The following is a 26,788-nucleotide window of genomic DNA, read 5'->3' on the forward strand; positions in this document are numbered from 1 at the left end:
AGGAACGTCATATGTCTGAGGGCAATGTCGGGTCGGGTACACGAGGCCTCCACGAAGCGCCGCTGAGCAGTGCTTTTCGCCAGGCCTGGCGGCAATGGTCCCAGGACTGGAACCAGTTGCCCAAGGACAGCGAAGACGAGGCGCTGGTGGAAGCGGTGGTCGAACTGTCCACGCAAATCTCCCAACGACTCTGGCGAACCGCATTCGCCAAAGTCGGTGACGCCGCCACCGAGCAAGTCAAGGCGCTGGTCTATGCCTTTGTCGCGCTGGTTGATGAAACCTTGCTGTTCACACCGTGGCCGGGCCAATCGGCTTGGCAGGAAAAACCCCTTGAGTCGCGTTTGTACGTCAGCCGTCAGGCCGGTGAGCGGATACCGCTGGCGATCAAGGAACTGCTGGACGAGCAAATCCCCACCACCCGCGATCTGGCCAATGTCTATTTGCAGTGTCTGGTGCTGGGGTTTCAGGGGCGTCTGCGCGGCGAACAGAATCAGGCCCAGCATGAAAAATGGCGCCTGGCGCTGTTCACCTTTGCCTGGCAGCACGAGGCGGATTATGCCGACGTCAGTGCCCGGCTCGAACAACCTTCGGCCGTGCCGCCGGTACAATTGCCGGTGCGCCTTTCGTTGCCCGACGGTTTTCGCCTGGGCCTGGGGATTCTCGCCATGGTGCTGCTGCTGACCGGGTTGGGGCAGTTGTTCTGGCGTGACATTCGTCTGGAGCTCGAACCGGTCTTGCAACTGACCGATTCCGTGATCGCCTCGGAGCAAGACTCATGAGCACTCTGGGGATTATCGGCCTCATCGTCGCCGTGCTGTTGGTGCTGGCGATTGTCGGGGTGGCGGTCTGGTGGTTGCGCACGCAAAGCGGTGCGGCGATTCGCAGTTTTTACCTGGCGGTGCGGCACATGGAGCAGGAGCAGGGCACCCAGGATCGCTACCAGATTCCATGGCTGCTGATGCTCGGCAACGAAACCCAGGGCTCGCAGTTATGTACTCAGTGGCGCTTGCAGCCCACCGACAAACCGGCCTGGTTCGGTCGCTGGTGGTCGGACCCTGAAGGGGCGGTGCTCGTGGTGCCACAGGCGCTGTTTTTGCCGGATGAAGGCATGCATCTGCAACGCGGTGGCTGGTGGCGTTTGCTGGGGTTGATCCTGCGTTTGCGCAGTCAACGTCCGCTGGACGGGGTGATCTGGACGGTGCCGGTCAGCCGGCTGGGCAACGTCGAGCAAGCCACGACCCTCGGATTGGCGGCACGCCGACGCTTCATCGATCTGTTGCAACGGTTCGGGCTGAGCTTGCCGGTTTACGTGGTCATTACCGGCATGGAAGAGTTGCCGGGATTTCAGGAATTGATCACCGCGTTGCCGGTCGAGGCCCGCGAACGCACGCTGGGCTGGTCTTCTCCCCATGGGCCCGATGCGGTCTGGCAGGCGCAATGGAGCGATCAGGCACTGGATCAGGTTACTCGGGCCTTGGCGGAATCGATCATCGAAATCGGTGCCTTGTCCGGGCAGTTGAGCACTGAGCTGTATGGCTTGCCGGAACGCTTCGAAGCGTTGCAGCGCCATCTGCAATCCTTGCTGGAGCCGGTTTTCCAGGGCAATGCTCAAGGCGAGGCGCCGCGCTTTCGCGGTATTTATTTCACTGCCAATCAGCCCTCGGAAGACAGCGCCGACGGATTTTCGGCCTACGACACAGGGTTGCAGCAGAGCGCCTTTGCCCGTCAATTGTGGCAGCGGCGGATGGTCGCCGAGCGCGGCCTGGCCCAGGTGGTGCCGCGTCTGTTACGCCTGCGTCAGCGCTGGCAGCGCGTGACCGGAGCAGTGGCGCTGGTGGTCGCGGTGGTTTGGGGCGCGGGCATGCTGTGGGTCTGGCAGGATTCGGTCAAGGAGGCCCATGAACTCTCGCGCCTGTTGCAAGGGGCGCAGAAAAACTACGCGGCGGTCACCGATGAATCTCATCGGCTGGAGTCGACCCGGCGCAACGTCCAGGGTTTCTGGCGAGTGCTGGAAAAGGCGCCGGGCTGGAACTTCACCTCGGTGGTATTTCCGACCTCCTGGTTCTCTTCGCTGGATGCGCAGCTGGCAAGCGAGTTGCGCCTGACCGCCCACAACCATTTGATGCTGCCGCTGCGTGACCTGTTGAGCGCGGAGCTGGCGCAACTCAAGGCCATCCGCAACACCGAACGACGGGGCAACGTTGAAAGCGAAGATCCGGCCCAATGGCAAAATTACGTCAAAGCCAAGGATCTGGTGGAGCGCGCGGTACGTCTGGAGCAGCAGAACCAGTGGTTCAGTCAGGCGCTGAACAGCCCCAAGGCCCCCCTCGCAGACCTGGTGTTGCTGAGCAACAACGCGTTATCGCTGAACCTCAACGTCGGCACTTTGCACCGCGCCGGTTTTTACAACCGGGCGTTATTCGATGTGGATGGCAGCGACTTGCGACCACTGGATCTGACCGTCGAGAGTCCGGTGATCGAGGAAAATTTCCTCGGGCTCATGGAGCGCTGGCTGGATCAGTATTTCCTGGCCGACAATTTCGTGCGTCAGGCCGGTTATCTCAAGTTGCATCTGGAACGGCTCGAAGCCGGCAGTGGCAACACCCTCACCGAGCTCGAAGATTTGCGAGCACTGGTCGATGACCTGCAAACCGTGATCGGCCTGACGAATTCGGCGTGGGGCCGGGGCAAAGGTCAGGACCTGGTGCCTGGCTATCGCGAGTTGCTGGACAACGTGCGCAAAAGTGTCTTGCTCGGACCGCAACTGGAACAACAGTTGGAGATGCAGGCGGCCAAGCTGCAGCAGAGCTTTCGCGATCAATGGATCGTCCAGGCCGGTTCCCGGGATAATTTGTTGATTCAGCAAGGCAGCGGGCAACTGGTCTTGCAGGAACATGTGGTGCAGCTCAATAACGCCGTGCAGGCGCTATTCAAACGTGACTTTGTGGCCATCGCCTTACAGGCGGATCGGTCCGAAGCCCCGAGTGGGCAGGGGCAGGGCGTTGATGGCGACGACCTCGACAGTGCGCTGAACTATTTCGCCAGCTACAAGAGTTACGCCGCCGAAGAGTTGCCACGCATTCCCCCGGCGTATCGCGGCGCATTGCTGCAAGCGGCCGAAGGCGCGGTGGTGAAGGCGATGTTGTCGAGCCTGCGCGAGCACAATGCGCAGGCCCACGGCGGCGTCTTCAATGTGCAGGCCCCCCAGGCGATTGCCTTGCAGAAAGCCTTTATCGAGGTGCGTCGCAGCGATCTGGCCACGCGTTTGCAAACAGCCTTGAACCGCCGCGCCCTGGCCGAAATCGTCAACGGCCTCGACGAAATCGTCGCCCAGCCGCTGTTCAGCGGGCGCACCGAAATCAGCCAGTGGGACGGCTCGAAAAACCTGGGGCTGCAACTGTATGGCGCCAACGACGTGCAGGATTTGAAACTGAGCCTCAAGCAGCAATTCAACACCATGCTCGGTATCACCGAGCGCCGCACTTCGGCGCTGGAATGGCTGAAAGTGCAGCAACAGAATCTCTCGGCGCTGGATTATGAACGCGTGACGCAGTTCAGTGCGCTCAACGACGAACTGCTCAAGTACAAAGAGCAGAATCCCGCCAGCTCGCCAGCGCAGATCGAGCAGTTGGTGAGCCGCGACTTCATCGAAATGGACGCCACGTCCTGCGGCCAGATCCTGCAAACCGCCAACCTGTCTGGCGGGCGCGGAACATTGGCGTTGCGGGCGGTGGATCTGCAACAAACCGCCATGCAACGCTGCCAGTTTCTGCAACAGCAACAGGCTGCGGCAGCGTGGAACGACCTGGCTAATTATTTCAATCAGTACCTGGCGGAGCGCTTTCCGTTTGCCAATGGCCTTCAAGCCGCCGACGCCGATCCGGCCAGGGTTCAGCATTTGCTGGAGCTGATCGACAAGCGTTTGCCGGTGGCGCAGGCCGGATTGGTTCTGAGCCAGACCCCGGAGCGCTTGGCCGCCGAGGACTTTCTCAATCGTCTGAAGCAAGCCAGCACGTGGCTGGGCCCGATGTTCGTACGCGACAAGAGCGGTGTGTTGGGGCTGGAAATGGACGTGCGCTGGCGCACCGATCGAGAGGAAGAGCGCGGTGCCGATCAGGTGATCGCCTGGGGCTTGAATGCCGGCAATCAACAGCTCAGCTACCCCGGCGAGCCTCAGCAGAACCTGCGCTGGATGGTCGGCCAACCGGTCCGGCTGACCTTGCGTTGGGCCCGAAATGGCTACCAGCGTCCGGCCAACGATCCGTTACAGCCAAGCCTGGTAGTGCGGGATCTGGAAGCCGGCTGGGAGTACAGCGGTCCGTGGTCGTTATTGCGCTTGATGCGCTCGCACGTGTCGGTGCAACGCCAGCCGAACATGGACTACACGGATTTTCCGTTGACCTTGCGCCTGCCCGTGACGACGCAGGCCAGCACCACCACCGCCGAGCAAACCCTGATGTTTGTGCGTTTGTCGTTGATGACCCAGGGCTCGAAATTGCCGCTTTCCATTCAGCCCTTGCCAACCCGGGCCCCACGCTCACCGTTCATGGTGACGAGATCGACCGCGGGCATTGAAGCCCATGACATCGAATCCCAAAAGGAGGGCCTGTGAATCAACCTTCAACGCCGTTGCCGGAACTGATTACCCAACTGCTCGAACCGATCAGCGTGGAGGCGCCCTGTGGCCAGGACCTGCGTTATGAATCTGAGTTCGACCGGTTGCGCGAAATGCGCCGTGAGGACGACACCAGTTTGCCCACGGGGGTGTGGCAGTCGTCGATCAAGCGCGCCCAATGGCCGGAACTGGAAAAACTGACCACCAGCCTGCTGCTCGAACGCAGCAAGGATTTGATGCTCAGCGCCTGGCTGGGGGAGGCCTGGCTGCATCAGGACGGGCTCGAAGGTTTGCCGGGCAGCCTGGCGCTGGTGGCCGGGTTATGCGAGCGCTATCCCGAACACCTGCATCCACAGGCTGAGGACGGCGATCAGTCATGGCGGGTGATACCGCTCGAATGGCTGGCTCGACGCTACGCTGAAGTGTTGCTGACCCGAGTGCCGTTGTTCGAGCCGCGCAACAATGAATTCGATGGTTTCTGTCTGGATGCCTGGCGCCGGTTACAGCTGCAACAGGTACAGGCCAGCGACAGTAAAACAGCCAAGACCTCGGCCGAGAACGCACGCAACGAACAGAAAAAACTGACCGAACAGATTCGCGCCACCCCGTTGTCATTCTGGTTGCGCAGCCAGGGCACGCTGCTGCTCAGCCAGCAGCATCTGCAACGCCTGGAGGTGTGGAGCGACGCGTATCTCGGCAATCAGGCCCCAGGCTTCAAAGCGCTGCAGGATGTGATCGAAGCGTTGTTGACGCTGGTTCAGGAGTTCATCGCCATGCACCCACGAAAACCAACCCCGGCGCCTGTCGAAACGCCGGCGGTAGCGGTATCGAGCCCGGTCGCCGTGCCGGACATCACTCCGACACCCCAGGTGTTCAGCGAGCCGGCGAATCGTGAAGAGGCGTACCGGCAATTGCTGTTGATCGCCGAGTACCTGGCGCGCACCGAACCCCACAGCCCGGTGCCCTATTTGATCAAACGGGGCGTGGAGTGGGGCAACAAGCCCCTGAGCGAGCTGCTTGGAGAACTGATCAGCGCCGATGCAGAATCCCGGCGACTCTGGACGCTGCTGGGCGTCCTTTAGTGCGTCCTTTAATGAGTGTTCCGGGTGGCAGCCGTCGGCGGCGGTAAAGCAATCGGGGTCAGGACCGGTTGACCGGAAAAAAACGCCGTCAGGTTTTTGCCGACCAGTTCCACGGTGCCTTGGGTGGCTTCCGGGGACAATCCGGCGACATGCGGAGTCAGAATCACGTTGGCCAACCCCTTGAGGGCGTCCGGCACCTGGGGTTCATTATCGAAGACATCCAGCGCGGCGCCAGCAATCCGTCGTTGTTCCAGCGCGCTGATCAGGTCTGCCGTGACGATCACGCTGGCCCGCGCGATGTTGACGATGAACCCCTGGGGGCCCAAGGCGTCGAGCACCTGTCTGTTGATCAAGTGCTGAGTACCGAGCCCGCCGGGTGCGGCAACGATCAGAAAATCCGAATGGCGCGCCAGTTCAGTCGGCGTCGAGCAAAAGCTGTAGGGCACGTCGCTACGATGCTGGCGGTTGTGGTAACTCACGCTCATGTCGAAGCCGTTGGCGGCACGTTTGGCGATAGCGATGCCGACGGCACCGAGGCCGAGGATGCCCAGGCGTTTGCCCGCCAGGGAAGGGCGCATGATTTTCGGCCATTCGCCCCGACGCACGGCGGCGTCGGCCCGAGGAATATCCCGCACCAGCGCCAGCAGCAGCGCCATGGCGTGGTCGGCGACGGAGGAGGCATTGACGCCGGCCCCGTTGGTGACGGTGATGCCGCGGTCGGCGGCGGCTTGCAGGTCCACGTGTTCGTAGCCGGCGCCGATCACGCAGATGATTTTGAGGTTGGGCAGGGCGGCAATTTCATTGGCCTGCAGGCCCAATGGACCGCGGGTCAGCACCGCATCAATCTGACTGCCCTGGCGGGCAATGGCAGCGGCGCGCTCGGCCGGGGTCGGAGCCAGGATCAAATGAAACCCTTGGTGTTCGAGAATCGGCAGGTATTCATTGATGGTTTCAACCAGTACCAGAACGGTTGCGGGCATTGCGCGGCTCCTGTGATCGTCGGCGGGTTGGCCCCGAAAGTCGTTTCAGAGTGCTGATTGCGGAACTGCTTGGCAATGGTCGTCATTCGCACAGTGGTCATTTCAGTCTGGACGGCTTCGCGCAAGAAGCAAGGTCACGGGAGGGGGAATGCTGGCGGCAGCAGCACACGGGAGATCCAGTGTGCTGCCAGCATCACTGGGCCGTTTGCGTTTGTTGGGCTTTGGTTTGTTCCGCGAGGGCGATCGGCTTGAAATCATAAGTCGGATAGAACTCGGTTCTGTAACTTCCCCACGCGGTGTTTTCAAGTGCGAGGTTCACTTCCGCCAGACGGGAGGCCGGGAAGCGCACTGTGACGACTTGCCCGATACCCATCATGATGTTCCAGCTGACAACCTCGACGCCCGCAGGGGGAAACGTCTTATAAAATCCTTGCTGGGCAAGCTGAGCCTTGAGTTCGCTCAAGGGCCGCGACTGATCATGTTTGAGGAATACGGTCAGCATGACGGCATTGTCTGGCGTGGCAACGGCTGCTTTTTCAAGTGGTTTGGTGGTTTGCGCACTGACCGCTGCGCAGTAGGTCGAGGAGATCAGTAGCGTAGACATCAGTAGTGTTTTGAGTGTTATTTGCATGTTGAACTCCGTGTTTCATTGGACGAGTTAGGATTAAACCGATAACAGGGAGCTGACTGAGGTTATAGGTCGGGTTTGATGGCGGACTTTGTGTCCACTGTTCCGGTATAAGGGGCGTGAACGACATAGATACGCACAAGAGGGTTGTTGTCTACCATGTCGCGGGGCACTTCACGAGAATAAGTGAATTCACTTTTGTTCAACGTTTCCAATCGCCTGACTACGGTTTTGGTTGGCCCGACATCGGGCACAAGAATGTGTTTTTTTTGGTCGCCAGTGACAAAGAAGTAACCACCACCGCCCTGGTTGTACTTTGACTCTCCTGTATCGGTATAAAAGAACTCATAACGATTGCGTTCGGGGTCCCACGTCGATATTCCGACTACTCCAGGGTAATTCGCCTTGACGTCCGTTGCGGGGGCGTCCTCGATATAGACCTTGGTGGTCAGCCATCGAGGGGAGGAGGCCAGCTCGCGAACGTCGGCAGGGGCAGGGGCCTGTTGCGCGGAGCTGGCGAGGGGGAAAAGCAGCGCTGCAAGCAGCAGGCATGTAGACGTCATAATGTTTGTTTGCATGCGGATATCTCTTTATCAAGTTTGGAAGGTCGCTTGCGATTAATCATTCGAATTCCAGGCAAAAAAATATAGTCCTGAAAGGGTGGGTTGATCAATGACTGGGTAGTTGTTTGTAACAAATTAGCATTATTTGATTTTCAGCAATATTTTGTTGTGATCATTTTTGGGTGTTTAAGTTATAGGATCTTTCCTAGGTGTCGAGATGATTAAGTGTTTAATGTTGTTTGGCTAAATATCAATGCTCTCGACAACAAAAGGATACTGGAGTTATGGCTTGGGTCGTCGCAGAAAAATCAAAAGCAGGGCGACCTGCCAACCGCCTGACTTCATGTGAACGCGTTTCCCCTGTAGGAGCTGCCGAAGGCTGCGATCTTTTGATCTTGCTGTTGCTTTTGATGGGGAAGTAGCCAAACAAATGTGTCGATACCTGATTCGGGGGGTGAACCAGCTATAAGGATTGCCAGAATCCGACGCATTCATACCTGTCAGCGACATTGTTTTGAGTAAAAAACGACAGCCCATTGATCTGATCCGCATAACCATTCCTCAGCTAAGTCTTTGCTTGCGCTCATTTATCCCGGAGAATCGCGCCCTGTTTCGGCCAGGGCGCTGTCTGTCGGTTTTTTCCGACTCGTCCTGACCGGGTGGCAAGTGACCGGAAAGCGGAGATCCGACCGGATGAATGATCAGGCCAATAGCGTCGACGAACGCTATGTAACGGCGACACCAGCGAGTCTCGAAAGCTGGAATCGCCATGACACCACCTGGATGCTGGGCCTGTTTGGCACGGCAATCGGGGCCGGTACCCTGTTTTTGCCGATCAACGCGGGGCTGGGCGGCTTCTGGCCGCTGCTGGTCCTGGCGTTGCTGGCGTTCCCCATGACGTTTTACGCACACCGTGGTCTGACCCGCTTTGTGTTGTCTGGCCGCGAAGGCGCTGACATCACCGAAGTGGTGGAAGAACACTTCGGCATCAAGGCCGGCGCGCTGATCACGTTGCTGTATTTCTTTGCGATCTTCCCGATCCTGTTGATCTATAGCGTGGCGCTGACCAACACCGTGGGCAGTTTCCTCGAACATCAACTGCACATCATGCCGCCACCGCGCGCCGTGCTGTCGTTCGTGCTGATTCTCGGCCTGTTGGCAGTGGTGCGTTGCGGTGAGCAGGTGATCGTCAAGGCCATGAGCCTGATGGTGTATCCGTTCATCGTCGCGCTGCTGTTCCTGGCGGTGTTCCTGGTTCCGCACTGGAATGGCGGCATTCTCAGCACCGCGACCACGCTGCCTGAGCCGTCGGCGCTGCTGCACACCCTGTGGCTGGCGATTCCGGTGATGGTGTTCTCGTTCAACCATTCTCCGATCATCTCGGCGTTTGCGGTGGACCAGAAGCGTCGCTACGGCGTGCATGCCGAAGAGCGCAGCTCGCAGATCCTGTCCCGCGCCCACCTCTTGATGGTGGTGATGGTGCTGTTCTTCGTCTTCAGCTGCGTGCTGACCCTGTCGCCGACGCAACTGGCGGAAGCCAAGGCGCAGAACTTGTCGATCCTTTCGTACCTGGCCAACCACTTCAGCAACCCAACCATCGCCTTCGCGGCGCCGTTGATTGCTTTCGTGGCCATTTCCAAGTCGTTCCTGGGGCACTACATCGGCGCCAGCGAAGGCTTGAAGGGCCTGATCGTCAAGAGTGGCAAACGCCCGGCACCGAAGACGCTAGACCGTATGACCGCGGCGTTCATGCTGGTGGTCTGCTGGATCGTTGCCACGCTGAACCCGAGCATTCTCGGCATGATCGAAACCCTCGGCGGCCCGATCATCGCGGCGATCCTGTTCCTGATGCCGATGTACGCGATCCGTAAAGTGCCAGCGATGGCGCGCTTTCGTGGTCAGGCGTCCAATGTCTTCGTGACGGCGGTGGGCCTTGTGGCGATTTCGGCGTTGATCTATTCGCTGACCGCCTGAATTTGAGTGACCACTGACGTTTCTGCGGGCCTGTGAGTCCGCTATCGCGAGCAGGCTCGCTCCCACAGGTTCTGCACCGTTCCTGTGGGAGCGAGCCTGCTCGCGATGGGGGCGCCTCGTTCTTCAGGTGAGCCAGGCAGTGAGCCCCACATTTCTTCAGGCATAAAAAAACGCCGCTCATCTCACGATGGGCGGCGTTTTTTATGGCGTTGTAACGTTAGGCTTGAACGACCGGGATGTTGGCGTTCGCAGCCGCTTCACGGAACTCGGCGATCTGGTCGAAGGACAGGTAGCGGTAAACATCGGCCGCCATACTGTCGATCTTGCCAGCGTATTCCATGTACTCCTCGACGGTCGGCAGGCGACCCAGGATGGACGCAACGGACGCCAGCTCGGCCGAAGCCAGGTAGACGTTCGCGCCGTCACCCAGACGGTTCGGGAAGTTACGGGTCGACGTCGACACAACAGTCGAGTTCGGCTCTACACGTGCCTGGTTACCCATGCACAGCGAGCAGCCTGGCATTTCCATGCGTGCGCCGGCCTTGCCGTAGATGCCGTAGTAGCCTTCTTCAGTCAGCTGGTGAGCGTCCATTTTGGTCGGCGGCGACAGCCACAGACGGGTTGGCAGCTGACCCTTGACCTGTTCCAGCAACTTGCCGGCAGCGCGGAAGTGACCGATGTTGGTCATGCACGAACCGATGAACACTTCGTCGATCTTCTCGCCAGCAACGCTGGACAGCAGACGGGCGTCGTCCGGATCGTTTGGCGCGCAGAGCACAGGCTCTTTGATGTCGGCCAGGTCGATTTCGATGACTTCAGCGTATTCGGCGTCAGCATCGGCAACCATCAACTCAGGGTTGGCGATCCAGGCTTCCATCGCCTGAGCACGACGTTCCAGGGTACGCACATCACCGTAGCCTTCACCGATCATCCAGCGCAGCAGGGTGATGTTCGATTGCAGGTATTCGGTGATCGACTCTTTCGACAGCTTGATGGTGCAACCGGCAGCCGAACGTTCGGCGGAGGCGTCGGACAGCTCGAAAGCCTGTTCGATGCTCAGGTTGTCCAGGCCTTCGATTTCCAGGATGCGGCCGGAGAAGGCGTTCTTCTTGCCTTTCTTCTCGACGGTCAGCAAGCCTGCCTGAATCGCGAAGTAAGGAATGGCGTGAACCAGGTCACGCAGGGTGACGCCCGGTTGCATCTCGCCTTTGAAGCGCACCAGGATCGATTCCGGCATGTCCAGCGGCATCACGCCAGTGGCAGCGGCGAATGCGACCAGACCGGAACCGGCCGGGAACGAAATGCCCATCGGGAAACGGGTGTGGGAGTCACCACCGGTACCGACGGTGTCCGGCAGCAGCATGCGGTTCAGCCAGCTGTGGATGATGCCGTCGCCCGGACGCAGGGAAACGCCGCCGCGGGTCATGATGAAATCAGGCAGGGTGTGGTGGGTGGTCACGTCGATCGGCTTTGGATAAGCCGCGGTGTGGCAGAACGACTGCATCACCAGATCAGCGGAGAAGCCCAGGCACGCCAGGTCTTTCAGTTCGTCACGGGTCATCGGGCCAGTGGTGTCCTGGGAACCGACGGTGGTCATCTTCGGTTCGCAGTAGGTGCCTGGACGCACACCGACTACGCCGCACGCCTTGCCGACCATTTTCTGCGCCAGGGTGAAGCCCTTGGTGCTTTCGATCGGGGCATCCGGTTTCTTGAACAGGTCGAACGCTGGCAGACCCAGTTCGGCGCGAGCCTTATCGGTCAGGCCACGGCCGATGATCAGTGGAATACGACCGCCGGCACGGACTTCGTCCAACAGCACAGGGGTCTTCATTTCGAAGGTGGTGATGACTTCGTCGGTACCGTGCTTGCAGACTTTGCCTGCGTGCGGGTACAGGTCGATCACGTCGCCCATGTTGATGTTAGTTACGTCAAATTCGATTGGCAGTGCGCCGGCATCTTCCATGGTGTTGTAGAAGATTGGAGCGATCTTGCTGCCGAAGCAGAAGCCGCCAGCACGCTTGTTCGGCACGAAAGGAACGTCGTCGCCGAAGAACCACAGCACCGAGTTGGTGGCCGATTTACGCGACGAGCCGGTACCGACCACGTCACCGACGTAGGCGATCGGGAAGCCGCTGTTGCGCATTTCTTCGATCTGCTTCATCGGACCGATGGAGCCTTGCACGTCCGGAACGATGCCGTCGCGAGCCATTTTCAGCATGGCCAGGGCATGCAGCGGGATATCCGGACGGGACCAGGCATCAGGAGCAGGGGACAGGTCGTCGGTGTTGGTTTCGCCAGTCACCTTGAACACGCGCAGGCTGATCTTGTCGGCCAGCACCGGACGGTTCTTGAACCACTCGCCGTCGGCCCAGGATTGCAGAACGCCTTGAGCGTGAACGTTGCCGTTCTTGGCTCTTTCAGCCACATCGTGGAAGGCATCGAACATCAGCAGGGTGTGCTTGAGTTCTTCGGCGGCCACTGGCGCCAGTTCGGCGTCGTCCAGCAGATTGACCAGCGTCACGATGTTGTAGCCGCCCTGCATGGTGCCGAGTAGTTCAACAGCGCGTTTCTTGTCGATCAGAGGGGATTTGGCTTCGCCTTTGGCGAGGGCAGAGAGGAAACCGGCCTTTACATAGGCAGCTTCGTCCACGCCTGGCGGAACGCGATTGGTGATCAGGTCAACGAGGAAGGCTTCTTCGCCAGCCGGGGGATTCTTCAGCAGCTCGACCAGGCCTGCAGTTTGTTCGGCGTTAAGCGGCTGGGGAACGATACCCAGTGCTGCACGCTCTTCGATATGTTTGCGGTAGGCTTCAAGCACAGTTATTACCCTCATCAGTGGTCCCAAATGGGTGTCCGGGACGCTCATCCCGAAATTGCCGTACTCATGCACTGCGTGGCGTTGTGGGCCGCTTAGCCAGAATTACCGGCAATTCCTTACAGAAGCTGCTTTCAAAGTTTTACGCCTGCAGAACGGGGAGCTGATGAGGGTTGGCGTCAGGTTTTTCACCGCTGAAAAACCCTTCGCCAACACCGCTCTGAAGGAACGACTGTGCTCGTGACGCTTTGAAAACAGCTTCTAACGGACATTGGCGCCTTAAAAGGCTGGCTGATTCTACGGCAAAAAAAAATTAAAGGTAAGTTAGGCCCTGAATTTTGAGGGGTGATGAATGTTAGACAAAGGGCTAACATGCCGATCTGTTCTGCTTTCCCGTGTTTTGCCTACCTATGCCCAATCAGACCATCAAGACCCCCTGCGTCGGCCTATGTTCCACTGTTTACGGTGATCTGGTGTGCCGTGGCTGCAAGCGTTTTCACCATGAAGTGATTCGCTGGAACGGTTACAACGAGGAAGAAAAACGCGCGGTGTGGCTGCGTCTTGAGCAACTGCTGTCGCAGGTGATGGCCGGCAAGGTAGAGATTTTCGACCCCGCGTTGCTGCGCCTGCAGCTGGAACAGCGCAAGATCCGCTTTGTGCCGCACCAGTCGGAATATTGCTGGGCTTACCAGCTGATCGCCCGCGGCGCGCGGGTCATCAATAATCTGGAAGCTTATGGGATGGTGCTGCTGCCGGAGTTCCGCGACTGGAACCTGCCGGAACTGCGCGATGCCATTGATCGGGAATTTTTCCTGCTGTCTGAGGCGCATTACCAGCGCTACATTGCGCCGGGGTTTCTCAAGGATGCGTTCGGCGGTTAAGAGCATTGCGAGCAGGCTCGCTCCCACAGGGGATTTGTGAGCGCCACAGATCCAATGTGGGAGCGAGCCTGCTCGCGATGGCGTCCTGCCGGGTACCGCAGATTTCAATGTTGGGTCACGATCTCTTCCAGATGATCCATGACCGTATCCGGCTTGAGCACCAGCACATCGCTCTCCAGCGCATCCAGCACCACTTCCGCCGTATTACCGATCAACGCCCCCGACAACCCGGTCCGCGCCACTGTGCCGATTACCGTCACCGACGCTCCCAATTTTTTGGCCATATACGGAATCAACACATCCGCCGGACCTTCCTCAATATGCAAGTGGTCATCATCAATATCGAACTCGGCCTGGAACGCCTTGCACTGCTCGCGGTAACTGGCCTCGATGGTTTCCTTGAGCTGAAACGTCGGGTCGGCCGCCGACAGCATTGGCGACGGGTGAGCGCTGATTACATGTAAATGGGCCTTGGCCAGGCTGGAGATGTCGTAGCCATGATCGATGATGCTGGCGTGCAAGGTGCGGTGTTCGCCGTCGATATTGCCGACATCGATGGCCGCCAGGATCACGCCGCCGGTCCAGGGTTTGGCGGTTTTCACCAGCAGCACCGGAGTAGGGCAGTAGCGCAGCAGTTTCCAGTCTGCCGGGGTCAACAGGGCTTTTTTCAGCGGGCTGTCAGCGAAATGCTGCTTGATCACCAGCCCACAGCCTTCGGCTTGCTGCACATCGACGATGGTTTCGTGCAGGCTGTCGTTCCAGGCCTGTTCGGTGGTGACGCTGTAACCGTCCTCCAGCAGTGCCGCCTTGAGCACACCCAGCATGCCAGCGTGGTCATGCTTTTTATCGCAGACCAGCAGGTGCAAATGGGCCTGGGTCACGCCAGCGATCAGTTTGGCCCGTTTGAGCGCCAGACTCTCCGAGTGCTCGGGTTCGATGACCACCAGAATGCTGCGAATGGCTTGCATGATCGGAATCTCCCTGGAAGGTAAAAAACACTGCGTTGGACAACTATAGTTGCTGGTCGGCATTCGGCGACTTGATGCATATCAACGGTCGCGGCTGGTGGTCTGTCGGCAGGCCGGTATAATCGGCGCCCTTCGTTCTGTACCTTTTATCCGTGAGCCCCATGATCCTTCCCGAAATTCACGAGTTCCTCGGCTGCCGCACGCCTGATGGCTGGGTCCAGGCCGCGCTGGCCGATCAGGAAACCTTGCTGATCGACCACAAAAACTGCGAATTCAAGGCGGCCAGCACGGCGTTGAGCCTGATTGCCAAATATCACTCCCACGTCGATCTGATCAACTTGATGTCGCGTCTGGCCCGGGAAGAGCTGGTGCACCACGAGCAGGTCATGCGCCTGATGAAGAAGCGCAAAATCGAGTTGCGTCAGCTGTCCGCCGGGCGCTACGCCTCGGGGCTGCGCAAAGTGGTACGCAGCCACGAACCGGTGAAGCTGGTGGATACGCTGGTGGTCGGCGCCTTCATCGAAGCCCGCAGCTGCGAGCGTTTCGAGGCGTTGGTGCCGCATCTGGATGAAGAACTGGGCAAGTTCTACTTCGGTCTGCTGAAAAGCGAGGCGCGGCATTTCCAGGGTTACCTGAAACTGGCCTATCAGTACGGTGACGCCAAGGACATCGCCCAAGTGATCGACAAGGTTCGTGACGCCGAGCAGGCGTTGATCGAGTCGCCGGATGTGGAGTTTCGCTTTCACAGTGGTGTGCCGGTAGCGGCGTAACCCCCGTGTGCGGACTCGCCGTGGGCGCCTGGATTAGCTGTGTCGTTCTTGCGGACGCCTTCGCGGGCAAGCCTCGCTCCTACAAGTGATCCGTAGGAGCGAGGCTTGCCCGCGAAGGGGCCATCTGCAACACCTCAACATCAAAAGGTGTACACCGCCTGCTTAGCCCCCTAACGGCTCAAACCCAGACGCTCATGCCATTGGGCGATGGACTCTTCGGGCCAGACCTCGCACTGTCGATCAGCGGGCTGCGTCTGGACTTCCACCCATGCTGCTTTTGAATCGAGCATCACGTGCGTGTGCTCGGGTGGCACCGGCAGCGGCGTGTCGATGACCGAGGCGAATGGGTGGACAAGGTCCGGCCATTCAGGACTGAACACCCATAATCCCGAGCCGCAAACGGAACAGAAATGCCGCTCGGCAGTGCTGCGGTGGGCGCGTTTGTCACCTTTTTCCTTGAGCCGCGCATGGTAAATCGAGATGTGCTTGCGACCGCGCACTTTGAGGCTGGCGGTATCGCCCGCGATGTTGATCGCATAACCGCCACCGCCCTGGGTCTTGCGACAGATCGAGCAATAGCAGCGTTGATAAGGGTAGGGGTGGGCGCTGGTCAGGCTGAACGACACTGCGCCGCAATGGCAGGAACCTTCGAGCTGCATGGGAACCTCCGACGGGTCTTGGTATGGCTCAACACAGCCTAGACTGTCAGTGTTTCCGGGCCGTTGAATTCAGGGTGGCTGAGCGGCCGCTATCGCGGGCAAGCCCGCTCCCACAGGTTCCGTGGGAGGGACAAAAATCTGTGAACAGCCTCGATCCTTGTGGGAGCGAGCCTGCTCGCGATGAAGATAACGCGGTCTATCGGCTGGGCACCCGCCACAAATACCACGCCGCCACCGTCCGATAAGGGCGCCACGCCAACCCGATTTCAATCATCTGCTTGCGAGTCGGCTGTACCTCCAGGCCCTTCAGCCGCCGATAACCCTCACGCACGCCAAAGTCATCGGCCGGCAAAATGTCTGGTCGCTCGAGGCTGTAGATCAGCAGCATTTCCACCGTCCAGCGACCCACTCCGCGCAAGGTAATCAAGCGCTCGATCAGCGCTTCATCGTCCATGGCCAGGGCGGTGGCGTAATCCGGCACCACGCCGTCCAGAGCCGCTTGAGCGACGCCCTGAATGGTCGCGATTTTGCTGGCGGAAAACCCGCAACCGCGCATCTGTTCGAAGTCTGTCGCCAGAATCTGCTCGGGTCTGGGGAAGGTGCTCGCCGGAAACAACGCCAGCAGCCGACCGACAATCGCATCGCCGGCCTTTGCATGCAGTTGCTGATAGGCAATCGCCCGCACCAGCGACTCATAAGGATCGCGAGCCGCATGGGGCTGATGCAGGCAGGGGCCGATGGTGCTGATGTGGCGTTGCCAGTCGGCATCGAGGGCCGAGAGAAATTCGCTGGCCAGTTGATAGGTATCGGGCATGGAACATCCTGAAGTGCGGGTGACTGCGGGAAGATTAGTCGTCGCCCCGTAGCGCCGCACTCCATTGCTTGCGGTCAAACTTTGCCGGTGGTGGCCAGCAGGGCGTTCACTTGGCCATAAGTGAAGGCCTTGAGGTCGCTGGTATCGAGTTTTCCGGTTTCCAGAAAGCTTTTCGCCACCGATGCCATGGCACCGTAGAGGAATTCGGCGATGCTCGAGCCGGCGCTCAAACGGCGCACGCCGAGGGCTTGCAGTTCTTCAGGCGAAGGCAGGCCGGCGAAACCGAGCACGTTCACCGGCAGCTTCGTTCCACGGCACAGCGCTTCGATCTCATACGCCGCCGTGACGCCCGCCGCGAACAGCCCATCGGCACCGGCGGCCTGATACAACGCGGCCCGTTTGAGTGTCTCCGCGACACGATCTTCGGCCGGCACCAAGCCCTTGAGATACACGTCAGTGCGAGCGTTGATAAATAGCTTTACGTCCCGGCGATTGGCAACCTGGCGAGCGATTTCGATCTTGCGGGCCAGCAGCTCGGGTGGCGAAGCACCGTCCTCGATATTGATCCCCACGGCACCGACGGCAATGACGGCGTCGATCACTTGCGCAACCCGCTCCAGGTCATCGGAATAACCGGCCTCAATGTCGACGGTCAACGGCACCGTAATGATTCGGGTGATGGATTCGACCGTGGAAACGAGCCGTTCAAGCGGCAAGGTGTTGCCATCCGGGTAACCATGAACCCAGGCCACCGCCGCGCTGCTGGTGGCGACGGCCTTGCTGCCCAGTTGCTCGACCAGCCGCGCCCCGGTGGCATCGGCAACGTTGGTCAGAATCAGCAGGCCGCTCTGGTGCAGTTGGTGGAATTGGTTGTCGAGTGTGTCCATCGAATGTCCTCCCTTATGACTTTTTTTGAATAAACGGTGGAGTGATCAGAACGCGAGTTGTTGGGTGATTTGCACCGCGGCGCTTTCCAGCCTGAGCAGAAACGCCTTGCGCGGTTGTCCTCCACCATAGCCGGTCAACGAGCCGTCTGCACCGATCACCCGGTGACAGGGCAGGATAATCGCCAGGCGGTTTTGTCCGTTGGCCAGGCCCACGGCGCGACTGGCGCCGCGCTTGCCCAGTTGCGCGGCAATGGCGCCATAAGTAGTGGTCTGGCCGTACGGGATCTTCATCAGCTCAGCCCACACCTGCCGGGCGAAAGCGCTGCCGGGCAGGTGCAGTAACACGTTGAATTCGCTCCGTTTACCAGCAAAGTATTGCGCCAGTTCTTCTTCGATCTGCCGCAAATGCCCGTTGTGACCGGGGGCCACGGCGTAGCCATAACGGTTTTGCAATTCTTCGATTTCTTTGGTCAGCGCCGGTCGATCGAGAAACTCCAGCAGCACCAGACCACGCTGTTCGGCCATGGCGATCATTGGCCCCAACGGCGTGGTCAGCCGAGTGAACAGCAGCGGCTCGCTGTGGGCGGCGCGGCCGGGCGTGATGTGGAACGACTTTTGAAACGCATCGCGAAAACCGCTGAGGGATTCGTAGCCGGAGTCGAACGCGGCGTTGTCGATGGATTCGCCCTGTTTGATGCCACCGAGGGCGATACCCAGGCGCCGACTGCGCAGCCAGGCGTGAAAGGTCATGCCGAAATGCTGCTTGAACCAGCGGCGCAGTTTCAGCGGCTCGATGCCCTCGGCGAGCAACTGGGCATCGGTCCAGCGCAGGTCGGGATCGGCGTCCACGGATTTGAGCAGCCGCTGCACCCAGTCCGGCGCGATGGCCGCGGCGTCCAGCGGCTTGCAACGCAGGCAGGCCCGATAGCCCGCCGACATGGCCTCATCGGCATGGGCGAAGAACTCGACGTTTTCCGGCTTCGGTTTGCGCGCCGTACAGCCGGGGCGGCAGAAAATGCCCGTGGTTTTGACCGCGGTAAAGAACACCCCCTCGTAGGCGGTGTCGCGTTCGAGCATGGCGCGAACCATCTCGGCGTGGGGCGGAAGCACAGCGTTTTGTAGGTTCATGGGCTGAGCATATGCCGCGTTGTCCGGCGCCTCCACCGGAAAATCGACAGTGAATTTTTGTCGCCCTGAGCTACAGTCATCGGGTCACCGGTCATGCTGTAAACGATATTTACAGGAATCCACCCAATGCAAGCATTCACCATTAAACACATCGATCACATCGTCCTGCGCGTCAAGGATCTAGAACGAAGCATCACTTTTTACGGCGAGGTATTCGGCGCCGAACTGGTAATGCGCCGCGACGACTTGGGCCTGGTGCATTTGCGTGCGGGCACCTCGATGATCGACCTCGTCGACATCCAGGGCGAACTCGGGCGCAAGGGCGGTGCCGCCGCTGGCCACGAACGGCGCAACGTCGATCACTTCTGCCTGCGCATTGAACCGTTCGACGAGGAAGCGCTGGTCAGTCACTTGCAGTCCTTCGGCCTGACGCCCGAGAAAGCCGCCGTACGTTTCGGCGCTGAAGGTAAAGGGTTGTCGATCTATTGCTTCGATCCGGACGGCAATCAGGTCGAACTGAAAGGGCCGTCCCAAGGTTAAAGATCAAGTTCGTTTCGCCATCAACAGCACCGAAGCCGCCGCCGACAGCAATCCTGCGCAGCAACGGTTGAAAATCCGCTTGCCCCGGGGTTCGGCGAACCAGCGGCGCATGTGCAGGCCCATGTAGGCGTAGGCGCTGATGGCGATCCATTCCAGCAGCAGGAACAACGCGCCGAGCTCGACGAATTGCGCGGCAATGGGCTGAGTCGGGTCGACGAACTGCGGCAGGAAGGCGGTGAATAGCAAAATAGCCTTGGGGTTGCCCGCCGCCACCAGAAACTCCTGCCGCGCCAGAGCGACAATTCCAATCGGCGCGCCGGTCACAAGCTGCTCGGCCTCGGGATTGGCGCGCCACAGTTGCCAGGCCAGGTACAACAAGTAAGCGGCACCGATGATTTTGATCGCATAGAACAGCCATTCCGAGGTTTGCAGCACCACTGATAACCCGGCGGCGGCCAGGGCGATCATCCCGGCAAACGCCAGCAAACGACCGACGCCAGCCACGCAGGCGCGACGATAGCCATAGCGGGTGGCGTTGCTGATCGACAGTAGGTTATTCGGCCCGGGGGCCATGTTCAGGGCGAAACAGGCCGGGAGAAACAGGGTGAGGGTGGCGAGGTCCATGACGACGGTTCCAGTAACGAGAGCCGTATGTTTATCATGAGTGAGGAGTGGGCCGGCCCATACAGCGGCAGACGCAAATCGCCGTACACTTGTGCCGGCTTGGTTAAGGCAAATGCCAGTCGGTTAGCGCAATCCATGTGGGAGCGGGCTTGCTCGCGAAAGCGGTGTGTCAGGCAACATTAATGTTGGCAGATACTCCCTCTTCGCGAGCAAGCCCGCTCCCACAGGATCTGCGCCTTAGCTGACTGGCATTGCTTGGTTAAGTTCGCTTTTCAACAGACGAAGCGACTAGTTCTGCGGATCGATATTGTCCAGCGCCCGGTTTACCGCCAGCTCGCCCAGCATGATGTTCTGCTGAATTCCCAGCATGGTGTTGCGATGCGGGTTTTCCAGAAGGTTTGCAAAATCACTGAGCATGACACTGGCTGATGCCAGTGATTCGCAGGCATGGGCCAGCAAGCTTTCGGTATCCATGTCGGGGGCGACCATGAACATTCTGCTTGGTTTACGGGCAGCATCGAGAAAAACACGGGACAGACCACGATTGATCGGCATTTGCCTTAAATCGCGGTCTGTCCCTTTTAATTTAAGATCAACTGGAAGCGCGTGCTATTTGATCTGCACAATGACCGGACCTTCCGTCACGATCGGCGGGTTCGCGTGGATATTCGATGCGTTTTTCTGAATCCAGTCGCGCGCGACTTTCAAGCTCGCATCGCTGCCAGCCTTGTCCGTGCAAACAGTCACCGCCGTACCGCCATCACCCGTATTCAGCAGTGTGTAACTTACCAGGCCAGGCACTGTCCGCAGGGTAGCTTCGACGTCGGCCTTGCGCTCTTCTAAAAGCTCGAAAAGCTGCTTTGCTCCAGCACCCAAGTAGGTTCTTATAACCGCATACATGGTCGTCTCCTTTGGGAGTTACCCGTTTTTATGCCAATCCAGATCCGTTAATGGCCACCATTACTAAGGTTTCAGTTCGTCCCGGTTTATTCAGCTTAGCCAAACGCTGGCCACGAGCGAAATGCAACGACCATCGGCCACTTTTGGTCGGGGAAACAAGGGACAGACCACGATTGCTGGGCATATGCCTGAAATCGTGGTCTGTCCCTTTTATGTTCCCGTATGCTCCCGTAGGCGGGTCTCCTTCTCAAGCGGGACGCGGTGCTTCAACAGGCGGGGTGCCGTCGTGAAACATTGTTTTCAGTTGAGCACGCAGTTCCGGTGAATCGGTGTGCTTGTGAACGCTGACCGCATGCTGTGCGGCGGCCTCAAGCAGTTCGTTTTCAGAGTCTGCGGACAGCGCGACCGAGCATTTGGAATCGCTTGGAAACTCGCGGCAGTCGATGTATTTACGCGCCATGATCTTCTCCTCCCTACGACGAAGGCAGGCCGTGGCCTGCGTGAACGATCACTCGACGCGATACCCCGTACATCAAACACGATTGCAGGTCGCTTCGAGCGTGCCGACTCTTGAAGTATAGGCCCCGACAGGTTTGCAATAACGCAGAGGGGAGTTTTCTTCAATACGTCGTTCAGGCGGCTCTTTACCTTGAGGCCTGGTTCAACTGAATTGAAGAGGTATGCGATGAGTCTTGTTCTTTCCATGGCCGCGTTTGCGCTGGCCGCTTCCATTACCCCTGGGCCGGTGAACATCGTGGCGTTGAGCTCTGGCGCGCAGTTCGGCTTTCGCGCCAGTCAGCGGCATGTGGCCGGGGCGACTCTGGGGTTCGTGCTGCTGTTGGTGCTGATGGGGTTGGGTTTGCATGAGGTGTTGCAGCGTTGGCCGGCGCTGACGCGGGTGGTTCAATGGGCGGGCGTGGCGTTTCTATTGTTCATGGCTTTCAAATTGGCCACTGATAACGGTCAGCTCGATGCCAAGGAGTCAGGTCGGGCGCCGTCGATGCTGTATGGGGCGGTGATGCAATGGCTCAACCCGAAAGCCTGGCTGGCCTGCGTGGCCGGGATGGGGGCGTTTGTTGCCGATGGCGAAGCGCAGTTGGTGTGGCAATTTGCGGCGGTGTATCTGGTGATCTGCTACTTGTCGGTGGGTTGCTGGGCATATGCCGGGACGTTTTTGCGCGGCTACCTGAGCAATCCGGCGGGAATGCGCCTGTTCAATCGGGTCATGGCGTCGTTGCTGGCGGTGAGTGCGGGGTATTTGCTGTTGCCGTAGGTTTGCGATGGTGGTTCCCGGCACAACTCTTATTGCCATTGCTTTCCCTGTGGGAGCGGGCTTGTCCTAATGCCAATCAGTTAAGCAATTTCATCCGCGACGCACTCTTTGTAGCAGCTGGCGAAGCCTGCGTTCGGCTGCGTAGCAGTCGTGAATCCGGCTGATGCGGTCTGCCTGACATACCGCGATCTCTGATTTTACGACTGCTTCGCAGCCGAACGCAGGCTTCGCCAGCTGCTACAGATCGCATTACGGATTAACTGACTGGCATTAGGACAAGCCCGCTCCCACAGGTTTTGAGTCGCTTGACTCAGCCGCGATACTGCCCCGGTGTCGCCGCCAGATGCTGTTTGAACGCGCGCTGAAAATGCGCCTGATCAGCAAACCCGGCTTCCAGCGCCACATCGGCAATCAACTTGCCGCTACGCAGTCGGTCCCGGGCGAACTGGATGCGCTGGTTGACCAGAAACGCATGGGGCGTCATGCCGTAATGCTGCTTGAACGCGCGGATCAGGTACGACGGCGACAGTTGCGCCGCTTCGCAAATGTCCTCGAGCTTGAGCATCTGCGTGCAGTTATCGCGGATATAGTCGGCGGCCCGTTCCAGCTTGAAATTGGGTTCGCGCAGCGGTTGATCGACGGGGTTGAGCCGCTGTTGCACCTCGGTGAAAAACTCCACCGCCGCGCTGTGCTTGTACAGCGCGTCTTGCTGCGGGTTGATCAACACCTCGTACAAATTCTTAAGGCCGGTAAACAGTTCGACGTCACGATTGTGGGTGATGGAGAACCGGCGAAACGCCGAGTCCTGGCTGAAGCCGAGCTGATGCTGTAAATCGGTCAGCCAAGGCGTCTCGACGTACAGCATCAGGTACGACCACGGCTGGTCGTCGATCGGATTGCAGGCATGCACATCGCCCGGATTCATCAGCACCACGGTGCCGGCACTGACCTGAGATTCCGATTGCTCGTGGATATAGATGCTGCGCCCGGCGGTAATCGCGCCAATGGAGAAATGCGCGTGAGAATGGCGGCTGTAGCAGACCTCGCGACCGTCGGCGATGGAGCGGGCTTCGATGAAGGGCAGGGCGTCGTCGCGCCAGAAACGCGGGGCTTTGTCTGCATCTTTGGCAACGGTGTGCTTCATCTCGGTGTCCTCGGCGGTTCAGCTTTGGAGTGTATTAGCTCTCGCCGTCAAAGGCTCGTTGCAGCGGGGCAATGTCGAGTTTTTTCATTTGTAGCATCGCTGCCATCGCGCGCTGGGATTTGGCTGTGTCGGGGTCTTTCATCATGTCCATCAGAACGACCGGCACGACCTGCCATGACACGCCGAATTTATCCTTCAGCCAGCCGCATTGCTGGGCTTCAACGGGACCGCCCGCAGACAGGCGCCCCCAGAAGTGGTCGATTTCTTCCTGAGTGTGGCAATTGACCTGGAATGAGATCGCCTCATTGAACTTGAACACCGGGCCACCGTTAAGGCCTGTGAAGCTCTGCCCATCGAGTTCGAAGCTGACTGTCATCACTGAGCCTTCCGGCCGACCATGTAATTCGAAACCGGCCTTGCTGTAGTGGGTGGTGGCCGTGATTTTTGAATGATCGAAGATCGCGCAGTAAAACTTCGCGGCCTCCTCGGCCTGATCGTCGAACCACAGGCAGGGCGTGAGTTTTTGAACGCGGTGCATGGCGATGCTCCTCTGCGGGTTAATCACTCTGGATTATCAGCGTAGTCAGCCTGTGGTGGTCCGGTTGTGCCATAGATCGACAAGTCGCGAGAATTCCCCTCAACCCGTTTAGAGCGAATGGGCAGCGACCGGTGGTCGATGAACATGGCTTGTGGGTCAAATTGCGCTTAGCTGTAGGGATAACCCAAGGCGCGCGTAACCGCCGACCTTGTAGGAGCGAAGCTTGCTCGCGAAGAACGATAACGCGGTGTGACAGCAATGACGCCTTCGCGGGCAAGCCTCGCTCCTACAAAAAAAATGATGGCGTCGAGGCAGAGGCGCCCCTTCAGAACACCGTGAGTCTGAGGAAATCCGCAATGCTGACCCTTAATATCAATGGCAAGGACCAGGAACTGGATGTCCCCGCGGACATGCCGTTGCTCTGGGTGCTGCGCGATGTTGCGCACCTGACGGGCACCAAGTTCGGTTGCGGCATGGCCCAGTGCGGCGCTTGCACCGTACACGTCGACGGCGCGCCGCTGCGCTCCTGCATTACGCCCGCCACGGCGGTGGCCCACGGGCAGAAAATTCTCACCATCGAAGGCTTGTCCGCCGATGGCTCGCACCCGGTCCAGCAAGCCTGGGCCGAACTCGACGTGGTCCAGTGTGGTTATTGCCAGTCGGGGCAGATCATGTCGGCGGCCGCGTTGCTGGCGAAGATCCCCAAGCCCACCGACAGCGATATTGACCAGGCACTGTCCGGCAATATCTGCCGCTGCGGCACCTACCCAAGAATCCGCGCCGCGGTCAAACGCGCCGCCGAGATCGGTTGATATCACGTCGAAGGGAGCTGACCCATGAACAGAATCAACCCTGTCTCGCGTCGCGGTTTTCTCAAGGGCAGTGCGGTGTTGGGCGGCGGTCTGGTGGTGGCGTTTGTCATCCCGGGCGCCAATCGCTTTGCCCTCGGCGCCGAGAATCAAGGAAACGTCTTCGCCCCCAATGCTTTTTTACGGATTGGCAACGACAACAGCATCACCGTGCTGCTCGGTCATTCGGAAATGGGCCAGGGCATCTGGACTGGCCTGACCATGTTGATCGCCGAAGAGCTGGACGCCGACTGGTCGAAAATCCGCGTCGAGCATGCGCCAGCCTCGGCGGCCGATTATGGCCTGCCGGGGTTTGGCGGGATGCAGATCACTGGCGGTTCGACGTCGACCTGGATGGAGTTCGACCGCTATCGCCAGGCCGGAGCGGCGGCGCGCTTGATGCTGATCGAGGCGGCGGCCAAGCGATTCGACGTGGCGCCTTCGCAGATTCGCACCGAATCGGGCGTGGTCATTGCCGGCGACAAACGCGCCACTTACGGCGAACTCGCGGATGACGCCGCCAAGTTACCGGTGCCGGATCCGGCCTCGATCAAGTTCAAGGAAGCCAAAGACTGGAAAGTCATCGGCAAACCCACCAAGCGCCTCGACACCCCGGAGAAAATCACCGGGCAGGCGAAGTTCGGCATGGACGTGCAATTCGATGGGCTGATGACGGCGATGGTCGCTCGCCCACCGGTGTTCGGTGGCAGCGTAAAATCCTTCGAAGGCGCCGAGGCACTGGCGGTGCCGGGCGTGCACAAAGTGGTGCAGGTACCCACGGGTGTCGCGGTGATTGCCGATCATTATTGGGCGGCGAAGCTGGGACGCGACGCGCTGAAGGTCGAATGGGACCTGGGGCCGAACGCCGGGCTCGACAGCCAACAGCTGCTGGAGAGCTTTCGTAAACTCGCCGCCACCCCCGGCACTTCTGCCAGCAAGGCCGGGGATGCGACGGCGACGCTAGGCAAAGCGGCGAAGACCATTGAAGCCGAATACAGCGTGCCGTACCTGGCTCACGCGCCGATGGAACCGCTCAACTGCACGGTGAAAATCTCCAAGGATAAATGCGAAATCTGGACCGGCACGCAGTTTCAGACACTTGATCAGATAATCGCGGGGAAGATCACCGGACTCAAACCCGAGCAGGTCGAGATCCACACCCAATTCCTCGGCGGCGGCTTCGGGCGTCGGGCCAATCCGACCTCGGATTTTGTCAGCGAAGCGGTGTACGTCGCCAAGGCAGCGGGCGGGCCAGTGAAAACCGTCTGGGCCCGAGAGGACGACATTCGCGGCGGTTACTACCGCTCGGCGTTTTTGCATCAGGCGCGTATCGGGCTGGGTGCCGACGGCATGCCAATGGCCTGGAAGCATGTGCTGGTCGGGCAGTCGATCCTGACGGGCACCTCGTTCGCGGCGACCATGGTCAAGGATGGCGTCGACAAAACCTCCGTCGAAGGCGTGGCCGACAGTCCTTATCTTGTGGGGCTGGCCAACCACCAGGTCGAACTGCATTCACCGCAAACCGGCATCAGCGTGCTGTGGCTGCGCTCGGTGGGGCACACCCACACTGCATTCGTCATGGAGTCGTTGATCGATGAGCTGGCAGACGCCGCCGGCAAGGATCCGGTGGAATACCGACGCGCTTTGCTCAAGGCGCATCCACGGCATCTCGGTGTATTGAATCTGGCGGTAGAGAAAGCCAACTGGAAAGCACCGTTGCCGGACGGCCACGCATTGGGTGTGGCGGTGCATGAGTCCTTCGGCAGTTATGTCGCCCAGGTGGCCGAGGTGTCCCAGGACAATCTGGCAATTCGCGTGCACCGGGTGGTGTGTGCCGTGGATTGCGGCATTGCGGTCAACCCTCAGAGCATCGCCGCGCAGATGGAATCGGGCATCACCTTCGGTCTCGGATTTACCTTGCACAGCAAACTGACGTTCAAGAACGGTCAGGTGCAGCAGTCCAATTATCACGACTATCAGGTGTTGCGCCTGAACGAGATGCCGGTGGTCGAGGTGCACATTGTCCCCAGCAGCGACAAGCCCGGTGGCATCGGCGAGGTCGGTGTGCCTCCGGTGGCGCCGGCAGTGGCGAACGCGGTGTTTGCCCTGACGGGGCAGCGTCTGCGGGAACTGCCGTTGCAACTGTCGGGGGTGTGA

Annotated in this window: 25 protein-coding genes; 10 read left to right on the forward strand and 15 right to left on the reverse strand. The window is 59.5% G+C overall.

What is annotated here, in order from left to right:
- Positions 1–11: 11 nt before the first annotated feature.
- Genes ACYZT2_RS13145 through tssA form a run of 3 tightly spaced genes read left to right on the forward strand, consistent with a single transcriptional unit; the run spans position 12 to position 5,697 of the window.
- Positions 12–779, forward strand: a complete 768-nt coding sequence (locus ACYZT2_RS13145) for a DotU family type IV/VI secretion system protein (protein WP_461972703.1) — start codon at positions 12–14, stop codon at positions 777–779.
- Positions 776–4,612 carry a type VI secretion system protein gene (locus ACYZT2_RS13150; protein WP_461972705.1) on the forward strand — a complete coding sequence of 1,279 codons (3,837 nt, stop codon included), beginning with the start codon at positions 776–778 and terminating at the stop codon, positions 4,610–4,612. The genes ACYZT2_RS13145 and ACYZT2_RS13150 overlap by 4 nt, the downstream gene beginning before the upstream one ends.
- Positions 4,609–5,697, forward strand: coding sequence for a type VI secretion system protein TssA (tssA, locus tag ACYZT2_RS13155; protein ID WP_461972707.1), 1,089 nt, complete (start codon positions 4,609–4,611; stop codon positions 5,695–5,697). The genes ACYZT2_RS13150 and tssA overlap by 4 nt, the downstream gene beginning before the upstream one ends.
- 8 nt (positions 5,698–5,705) lie before the next feature.
- Here tssA and ACYZT2_RS13160 read toward each other — a convergent pair whose 3' ends face one another.
- From ACYZT2_RS13160 to ACYZT2_RS13170, 3 genes are all read right to left on the reverse strand, one after another.
- Positions 5,706–6,677, reverse strand: coding sequence for a 2-hydroxyacid dehydrogenase (locus ACYZT2_RS13160; RefSeq protein WP_461972709.1), 972 nt, complete (start codon positions 6,675–6,677; stop codon positions 5,706–5,708).
- 193 nt (positions 6,678–6,870) lie between these two features.
- Positions 6,871–7,308 (reverse strand): hypothetical protein, encoded by a 438-nt coding sequence (locus tag ACYZT2_RS13165; RefSeq protein ID WP_461972711.1) that lies wholly within the window; start codon positions 7,306–7,308, stop codon positions 6,871–6,873.
- Between the two features lie 62 nt (positions 7,309–7,370).
- Positions 7,371–7,883: a DUF4822 domain-containing protein gene (locus ACYZT2_RS13170; protein WP_461972713.1), complete on the reverse strand. Its 513-nt coding sequence runs from the start codon at positions 7,881–7,883 to the stop codon at positions 7,371–7,373.
- A 678-nt stretch (positions 7,884–8,561) separates the two neighbouring features.
- Here ACYZT2_RS13170 and ACYZT2_RS13175 point away from each other — a divergent pair.
- A complete protein-coding gene (locus tag ACYZT2_RS13175) occupies positions 8,562–9,842 on the forward strand; it encodes a serine/threonine transporter (protein ID WP_461972715.1) in 1,281 nt (426 codons plus the stop codon).
- A gap of 217 nt (positions 9,843–10,059) precedes the next feature.
- Here ACYZT2_RS13175 and acnB read toward each other — a convergent pair whose 3' ends face one another.
- Positions 10,060–12,660 carry a bifunctional aconitate hydratase 2/2-methylisocitrate dehydratase gene (acnB, locus tag ACYZT2_RS13180; protein WP_461973098.1) on the reverse strand — a complete coding sequence of 867 codons (2,601 nt, stop codon included), beginning with the start codon at positions 12,658–12,660 and terminating at the stop codon, positions 10,060–10,062.
- A gap of 407 nt (positions 12,661–13,067) precedes the next feature.
- On the opposite strand from acnB, the gene ACYZT2_RS13185 reads away from it, so the two are divergent.
- Positions 13,068–13,538: a DUF1289 domain-containing protein gene (locus ACYZT2_RS13185; RefSeq protein ID WP_461972717.1), complete on the forward strand. Its 471-nt coding sequence runs from the start codon at positions 13,068–13,070 to the stop codon at positions 13,536–13,538.
- A gap of 104 nt (positions 13,539–13,642) precedes the next feature.
- Here the strand turns inward: ACYZT2_RS13185 and ACYZT2_RS13190 are convergent, their stop codons facing one another.
- A complete protein-coding gene (locus ACYZT2_RS13190) occupies positions 13,643–14,506 on the reverse strand; it encodes a universal stress protein (protein WP_461972719.1) in 864 nt (287 codons plus the stop codon).
- A 161-nt stretch (positions 14,507–14,667) separates the two neighbouring features.
- On the opposite strand from ACYZT2_RS13190, the gene ACYZT2_RS13195 reads away from it, so the two are divergent.
- Positions 14,668–15,276, forward strand: a complete 609-nt coding sequence (locus ACYZT2_RS13195; RefSeq protein WP_008010271.1) for a MiaE family protein — start codon at positions 14,668–14,670, stop codon at positions 15,274–15,276.
- A gap of 170 nt (positions 15,277–15,446) precedes the next feature.
- On the opposite strand, the gene ACYZT2_RS13200 is transcribed toward ACYZT2_RS13195, so the two are convergent.
- The 4 genes from ACYZT2_RS13200 to ACYZT2_RS13215 form a co-directional block, all read right to left on the reverse strand.
- The gene (locus tag ACYZT2_RS13200) at positions 15,447–15,935 is read right to left on the reverse strand and encodes a GFA family protein (protein ID WP_461972721.1); all 489 of its coding nucleotides are present in this window, start codon (positions 15,933–15,935) and stop codon (positions 15,447–15,449) included.
- Between the two features lie 196 nt (positions 15,936–16,131).
- Positions 16,132–16,749, reverse strand: a complete 618-nt coding sequence (locus ACYZT2_RS13205; RefSeq protein ID WP_461972723.1) for a DNA-3-methyladenine glycosylase family protein — start codon at positions 16,747–16,749, stop codon at positions 16,132–16,134.
- 74 nt (positions 16,750–16,823) lie between these two features.
- Positions 16,824–17,636 carry an isocitrate lyase/PEP mutase family protein gene (locus ACYZT2_RS13210; RefSeq protein WP_461972725.1) on the reverse strand — a complete coding sequence of 271 codons (813 nt, stop codon included), beginning with the start codon at positions 17,634–17,636 and terminating at the stop codon, positions 16,824–16,826.
- 45 nt (positions 17,637–17,681) lie between these two features.
- On the reverse strand, positions 17,682–18,764 hold the full coding sequence (locus ACYZT2_RS13215) for a bifunctional transcriptional activator/DNA repair enzyme AdaA (RefSeq protein ID WP_461972727.1): 1,083 nt from the start codon (positions 18,762–18,764) through the stop codon (positions 17,682–17,684).
- Between the two features lie 126 nt (positions 18,765–18,890).
- Here ACYZT2_RS13215 and ACYZT2_RS13220 point away from each other — a divergent pair, with 126 nt between their 5' ends.
- Positions 18,891–19,304, forward strand: a complete 414-nt coding sequence (locus ACYZT2_RS13220; RefSeq protein ID WP_461972729.1) for a VOC family protein — start codon at positions 18,891–18,893, stop codon at positions 19,302–19,304.
- A gap of 3 nt (positions 19,305–19,307) precedes the next feature.
- Here ACYZT2_RS13220 and ACYZT2_RS13225 read toward each other — a convergent pair whose 3' ends face one another.
- The 4 genes from ACYZT2_RS13225 to ACYZT2_RS13240 form a co-directional block, all read right to left on the reverse strand.
- Positions 19,308–19,928, reverse strand: a complete 621-nt coding sequence (locus ACYZT2_RS13225; protein WP_461972731.1) for a LysE family translocator — start codon at positions 19,926–19,928, stop codon at positions 19,308–19,310.
- Between the two features lie 288 nt (positions 19,929–20,216).
- Entirely contained in the window at positions 20,217–20,483 is a 267-nt protein-coding gene (locus ACYZT2_RS13230; RefSeq protein WP_461972733.1) for a DUF6124 family protein, read from the reverse strand.
- Between the two features lie 54 nt (positions 20,484–20,537).
- Complete coding sequence (locus tag ACYZT2_RS13235) at positions 20,538–20,828, reverse strand: hypothetical protein (protein ID WP_461972735.1); 291 nt, start codon at positions 20,826–20,828, stop codon at positions 20,538–20,540.
- A gap of 247 nt (positions 20,829–21,075) precedes the next feature.
- Positions 21,076–21,288 (reverse strand): DUF1059 domain-containing protein, encoded by a 213-nt coding sequence (locus ACYZT2_RS13240; protein ID WP_008074349.1) that lies wholly within the window; start codon positions 21,286–21,288, stop codon positions 21,076–21,078.
- 225 nt (positions 21,289–21,513) lie between these two features.
- Here ACYZT2_RS13240 and ACYZT2_RS13245 point away from each other — a divergent pair, with 225 nt between their 5' ends.
- A complete protein-coding gene (locus ACYZT2_RS13245) occupies positions 21,514–22,101 on the forward strand; it encodes a LysE family translocator (RefSeq protein ID WP_461972737.1) in 588 nt (195 codons plus the stop codon).
- Positions 22,102–22,411: 310 nt separating this feature from the next.
- On the opposite strand, the gene ACYZT2_RS13250 is transcribed toward ACYZT2_RS13245, so the two are convergent.
- Both ACYZT2_RS13250 and ACYZT2_RS13255 read right to left on the reverse strand, forming a co-directional pair.
- A complete protein-coding gene (locus ACYZT2_RS13250; RefSeq protein ID WP_461972739.1) occupies positions 22,412–23,245 on the reverse strand; it encodes an AraC family ligand binding domain-containing protein in 834 nt (277 codons plus the stop codon).
- A gap of 34 nt (positions 23,246–23,279) precedes the next feature.
- Positions 23,280–23,783 (reverse strand): VOC family protein, encoded by a 504-nt coding sequence (locus tag ACYZT2_RS13255; protein ID WP_461973100.1) that lies wholly within the window; start codon positions 23,781–23,783, stop codon positions 23,280–23,282.
- A gap of 356 nt (positions 23,784–24,139) precedes the next feature.
- On the opposite strand from ACYZT2_RS13255, the gene ACYZT2_RS13260 reads away from it, so the two are divergent.
- Positions 24,140–24,595, forward strand: a complete 456-nt coding sequence (locus ACYZT2_RS13260) for a (2Fe-2S)-binding protein (RefSeq protein WP_007906916.1) — start codon at positions 24,140–24,142, stop codon at positions 24,593–24,595.
- A 24-nt stretch (positions 24,596–24,619) separates the two neighbouring features.
- Positions 24,620–26,788 (forward strand): xanthine dehydrogenase family protein molybdopterin-binding subunit, encoded by a 2,169-nt coding sequence (locus tag ACYZT2_RS13265; RefSeq protein ID WP_461972742.1) that lies wholly within the window; start codon positions 24,620–24,622, stop codon positions 26,786–26,788.

Source organism: Pseudomonas sp. MDT1-85 (assembly GCF_054898065.1).

Coding starts and splice junctions, on each gene's coding strand:
- ACYZT2_RS13145 (WP_461972703.1), top strand. CDS start 12: ATGTCTGAGGGCAATGTCGGGTCGGGTACACGAGGCCTCCACGAAGCG.
- ACYZT2_RS13150 (WP_461972705.1), top strand. CDS start 776: ATGAGCACTCTGGGGATTATCGGCCTCATCGTCGCCGTGCTGTTGGTG.
- ACYZT2_RS13160 (WP_461972709.1), bottom strand. CDS start 6,677: ATGCCCGCAACCGTTCTGGTACTGGTTGAAACCATCAATGAATACCTG.
- ACYZT2_RS13165 (WP_461972711.1), bottom strand. CDS start 7,308: ATGCAAATAACACTCAAAACACTACTGATGTCTACGCTACTGATCTCC.
- ACYZT2_RS13170 (WP_461972713.1), bottom strand. CDS start 7,883: ATGCAAACAAACATTATGACGTCTACATGCCTGCTGCTTGCAGCGCTG.
- ACYZT2_RS13175 (WP_461972715.1), top strand. CDS start 8,562: ATGAATGATCAGGCCAATAGCGTCGACGAACGCTATGTAACGGCGACA.
- ACYZT2_RS13185 (WP_461972717.1), top strand. CDS start 13,068: ATGCCCAATCAGACCATCAAGACCCCCTGCGTCGGCCTATGTTCCACT.
- ACYZT2_RS13190 (WP_461972719.1), bottom strand. CDS start 14,506: ATGCAAGCCATTCGCAGCATTCTGGTGGTCATCGAACCCGAGCACTCG.
- ACYZT2_RS13195 (WP_008010271.1), top strand. CDS start 14,668: ATGATCCTTCCCGAAATTCACGAGTTCCTCGGCTGCCGCACGCCTGAT.
- ACYZT2_RS13200 (WP_461972721.1), bottom strand. CDS start 15,935: ATGCAGCTCGAAGGTTCCTGCCATTGCGGCGCAGTGTCGTTCAGCCTG.
- ACYZT2_RS13205 (WP_461972723.1), bottom strand. CDS start 16,749: ATGCCCGATACCTATCAACTGGCCAGCGAATTTCTCTCGGCCCTCGAT.
- ACYZT2_RS13210 (WP_461972725.1), bottom strand. CDS start 17,636: ATGGACACACTCGACAACCAATTCCACCAACTGCACCAGAGCGGCCTG.
- ACYZT2_RS13215 (WP_461972727.1), bottom strand. CDS start 18,764: ATGAACCTACAAAACGCTGTGCTTCCGCCCCACGCCGAGATGGTTCGC.
- ACYZT2_RS13220 (WP_461972729.1), top strand. CDS start 18,891: ATGCAAGCATTCACCATTAAACACATCGATCACATCGTCCTGCGCGTC.
- ACYZT2_RS13225 (WP_461972731.1), bottom strand. CDS start 19,928: ATGGACCTCGCCACCCTCACCCTGTTTCTCCCGGCCTGTTTCGCCCTG.
- ACYZT2_RS13230 (WP_461972733.1), bottom strand. CDS start 20,483: ATGCCGATCAATCGTGGTCTGTCCCGTGTTTTTCTCGATGCTGCCCGT.
- ACYZT2_RS13235 (WP_461972735.1), bottom strand. CDS start 20,828: ATGTATGCGGTTATAAGAACCTACTTGGGTGCTGGAGCAAAGCAGCTT.
- ACYZT2_RS13240 (WP_008074349.1), bottom strand. CDS start 21,288: ATGGCGCGTAAATACATCGACTGCCGCGAGTTTCCAAGCGATTCCAAA.
- ACYZT2_RS13245 (WP_461972737.1), top strand. CDS start 21,514: ATGAGTCTTGTTCTTTCCATGGCCGCGTTTGCGCTGGCCGCTTCCATT.
- ACYZT2_RS13250 (WP_461972739.1), bottom strand. CDS start 23,245: ATGAAGCACACCGTTGCCAAAGATGCAGACAAAGCCCCGCGTTTCTGG.
- ACYZT2_RS13255 (WP_461973100.1), bottom strand. CDS start 23,783: ATGCACCGCGTTCAAAAACTCACGCCCTGCCTGTGGTTCGACGATCAG.
- ACYZT2_RS13260 (WP_007906916.1), top strand. CDS start 24,140: ATGCTGACCCTTAATATCAATGGCAAGGACCAGGAACTGGATGTCCCC.
- ACYZT2_RS13265 (WP_461972742.1), top strand. CDS start 24,620: ATGAACAGAATCAACCCTGTCTCGCGTCGCGGTTTTCTCAAGGGCAGT.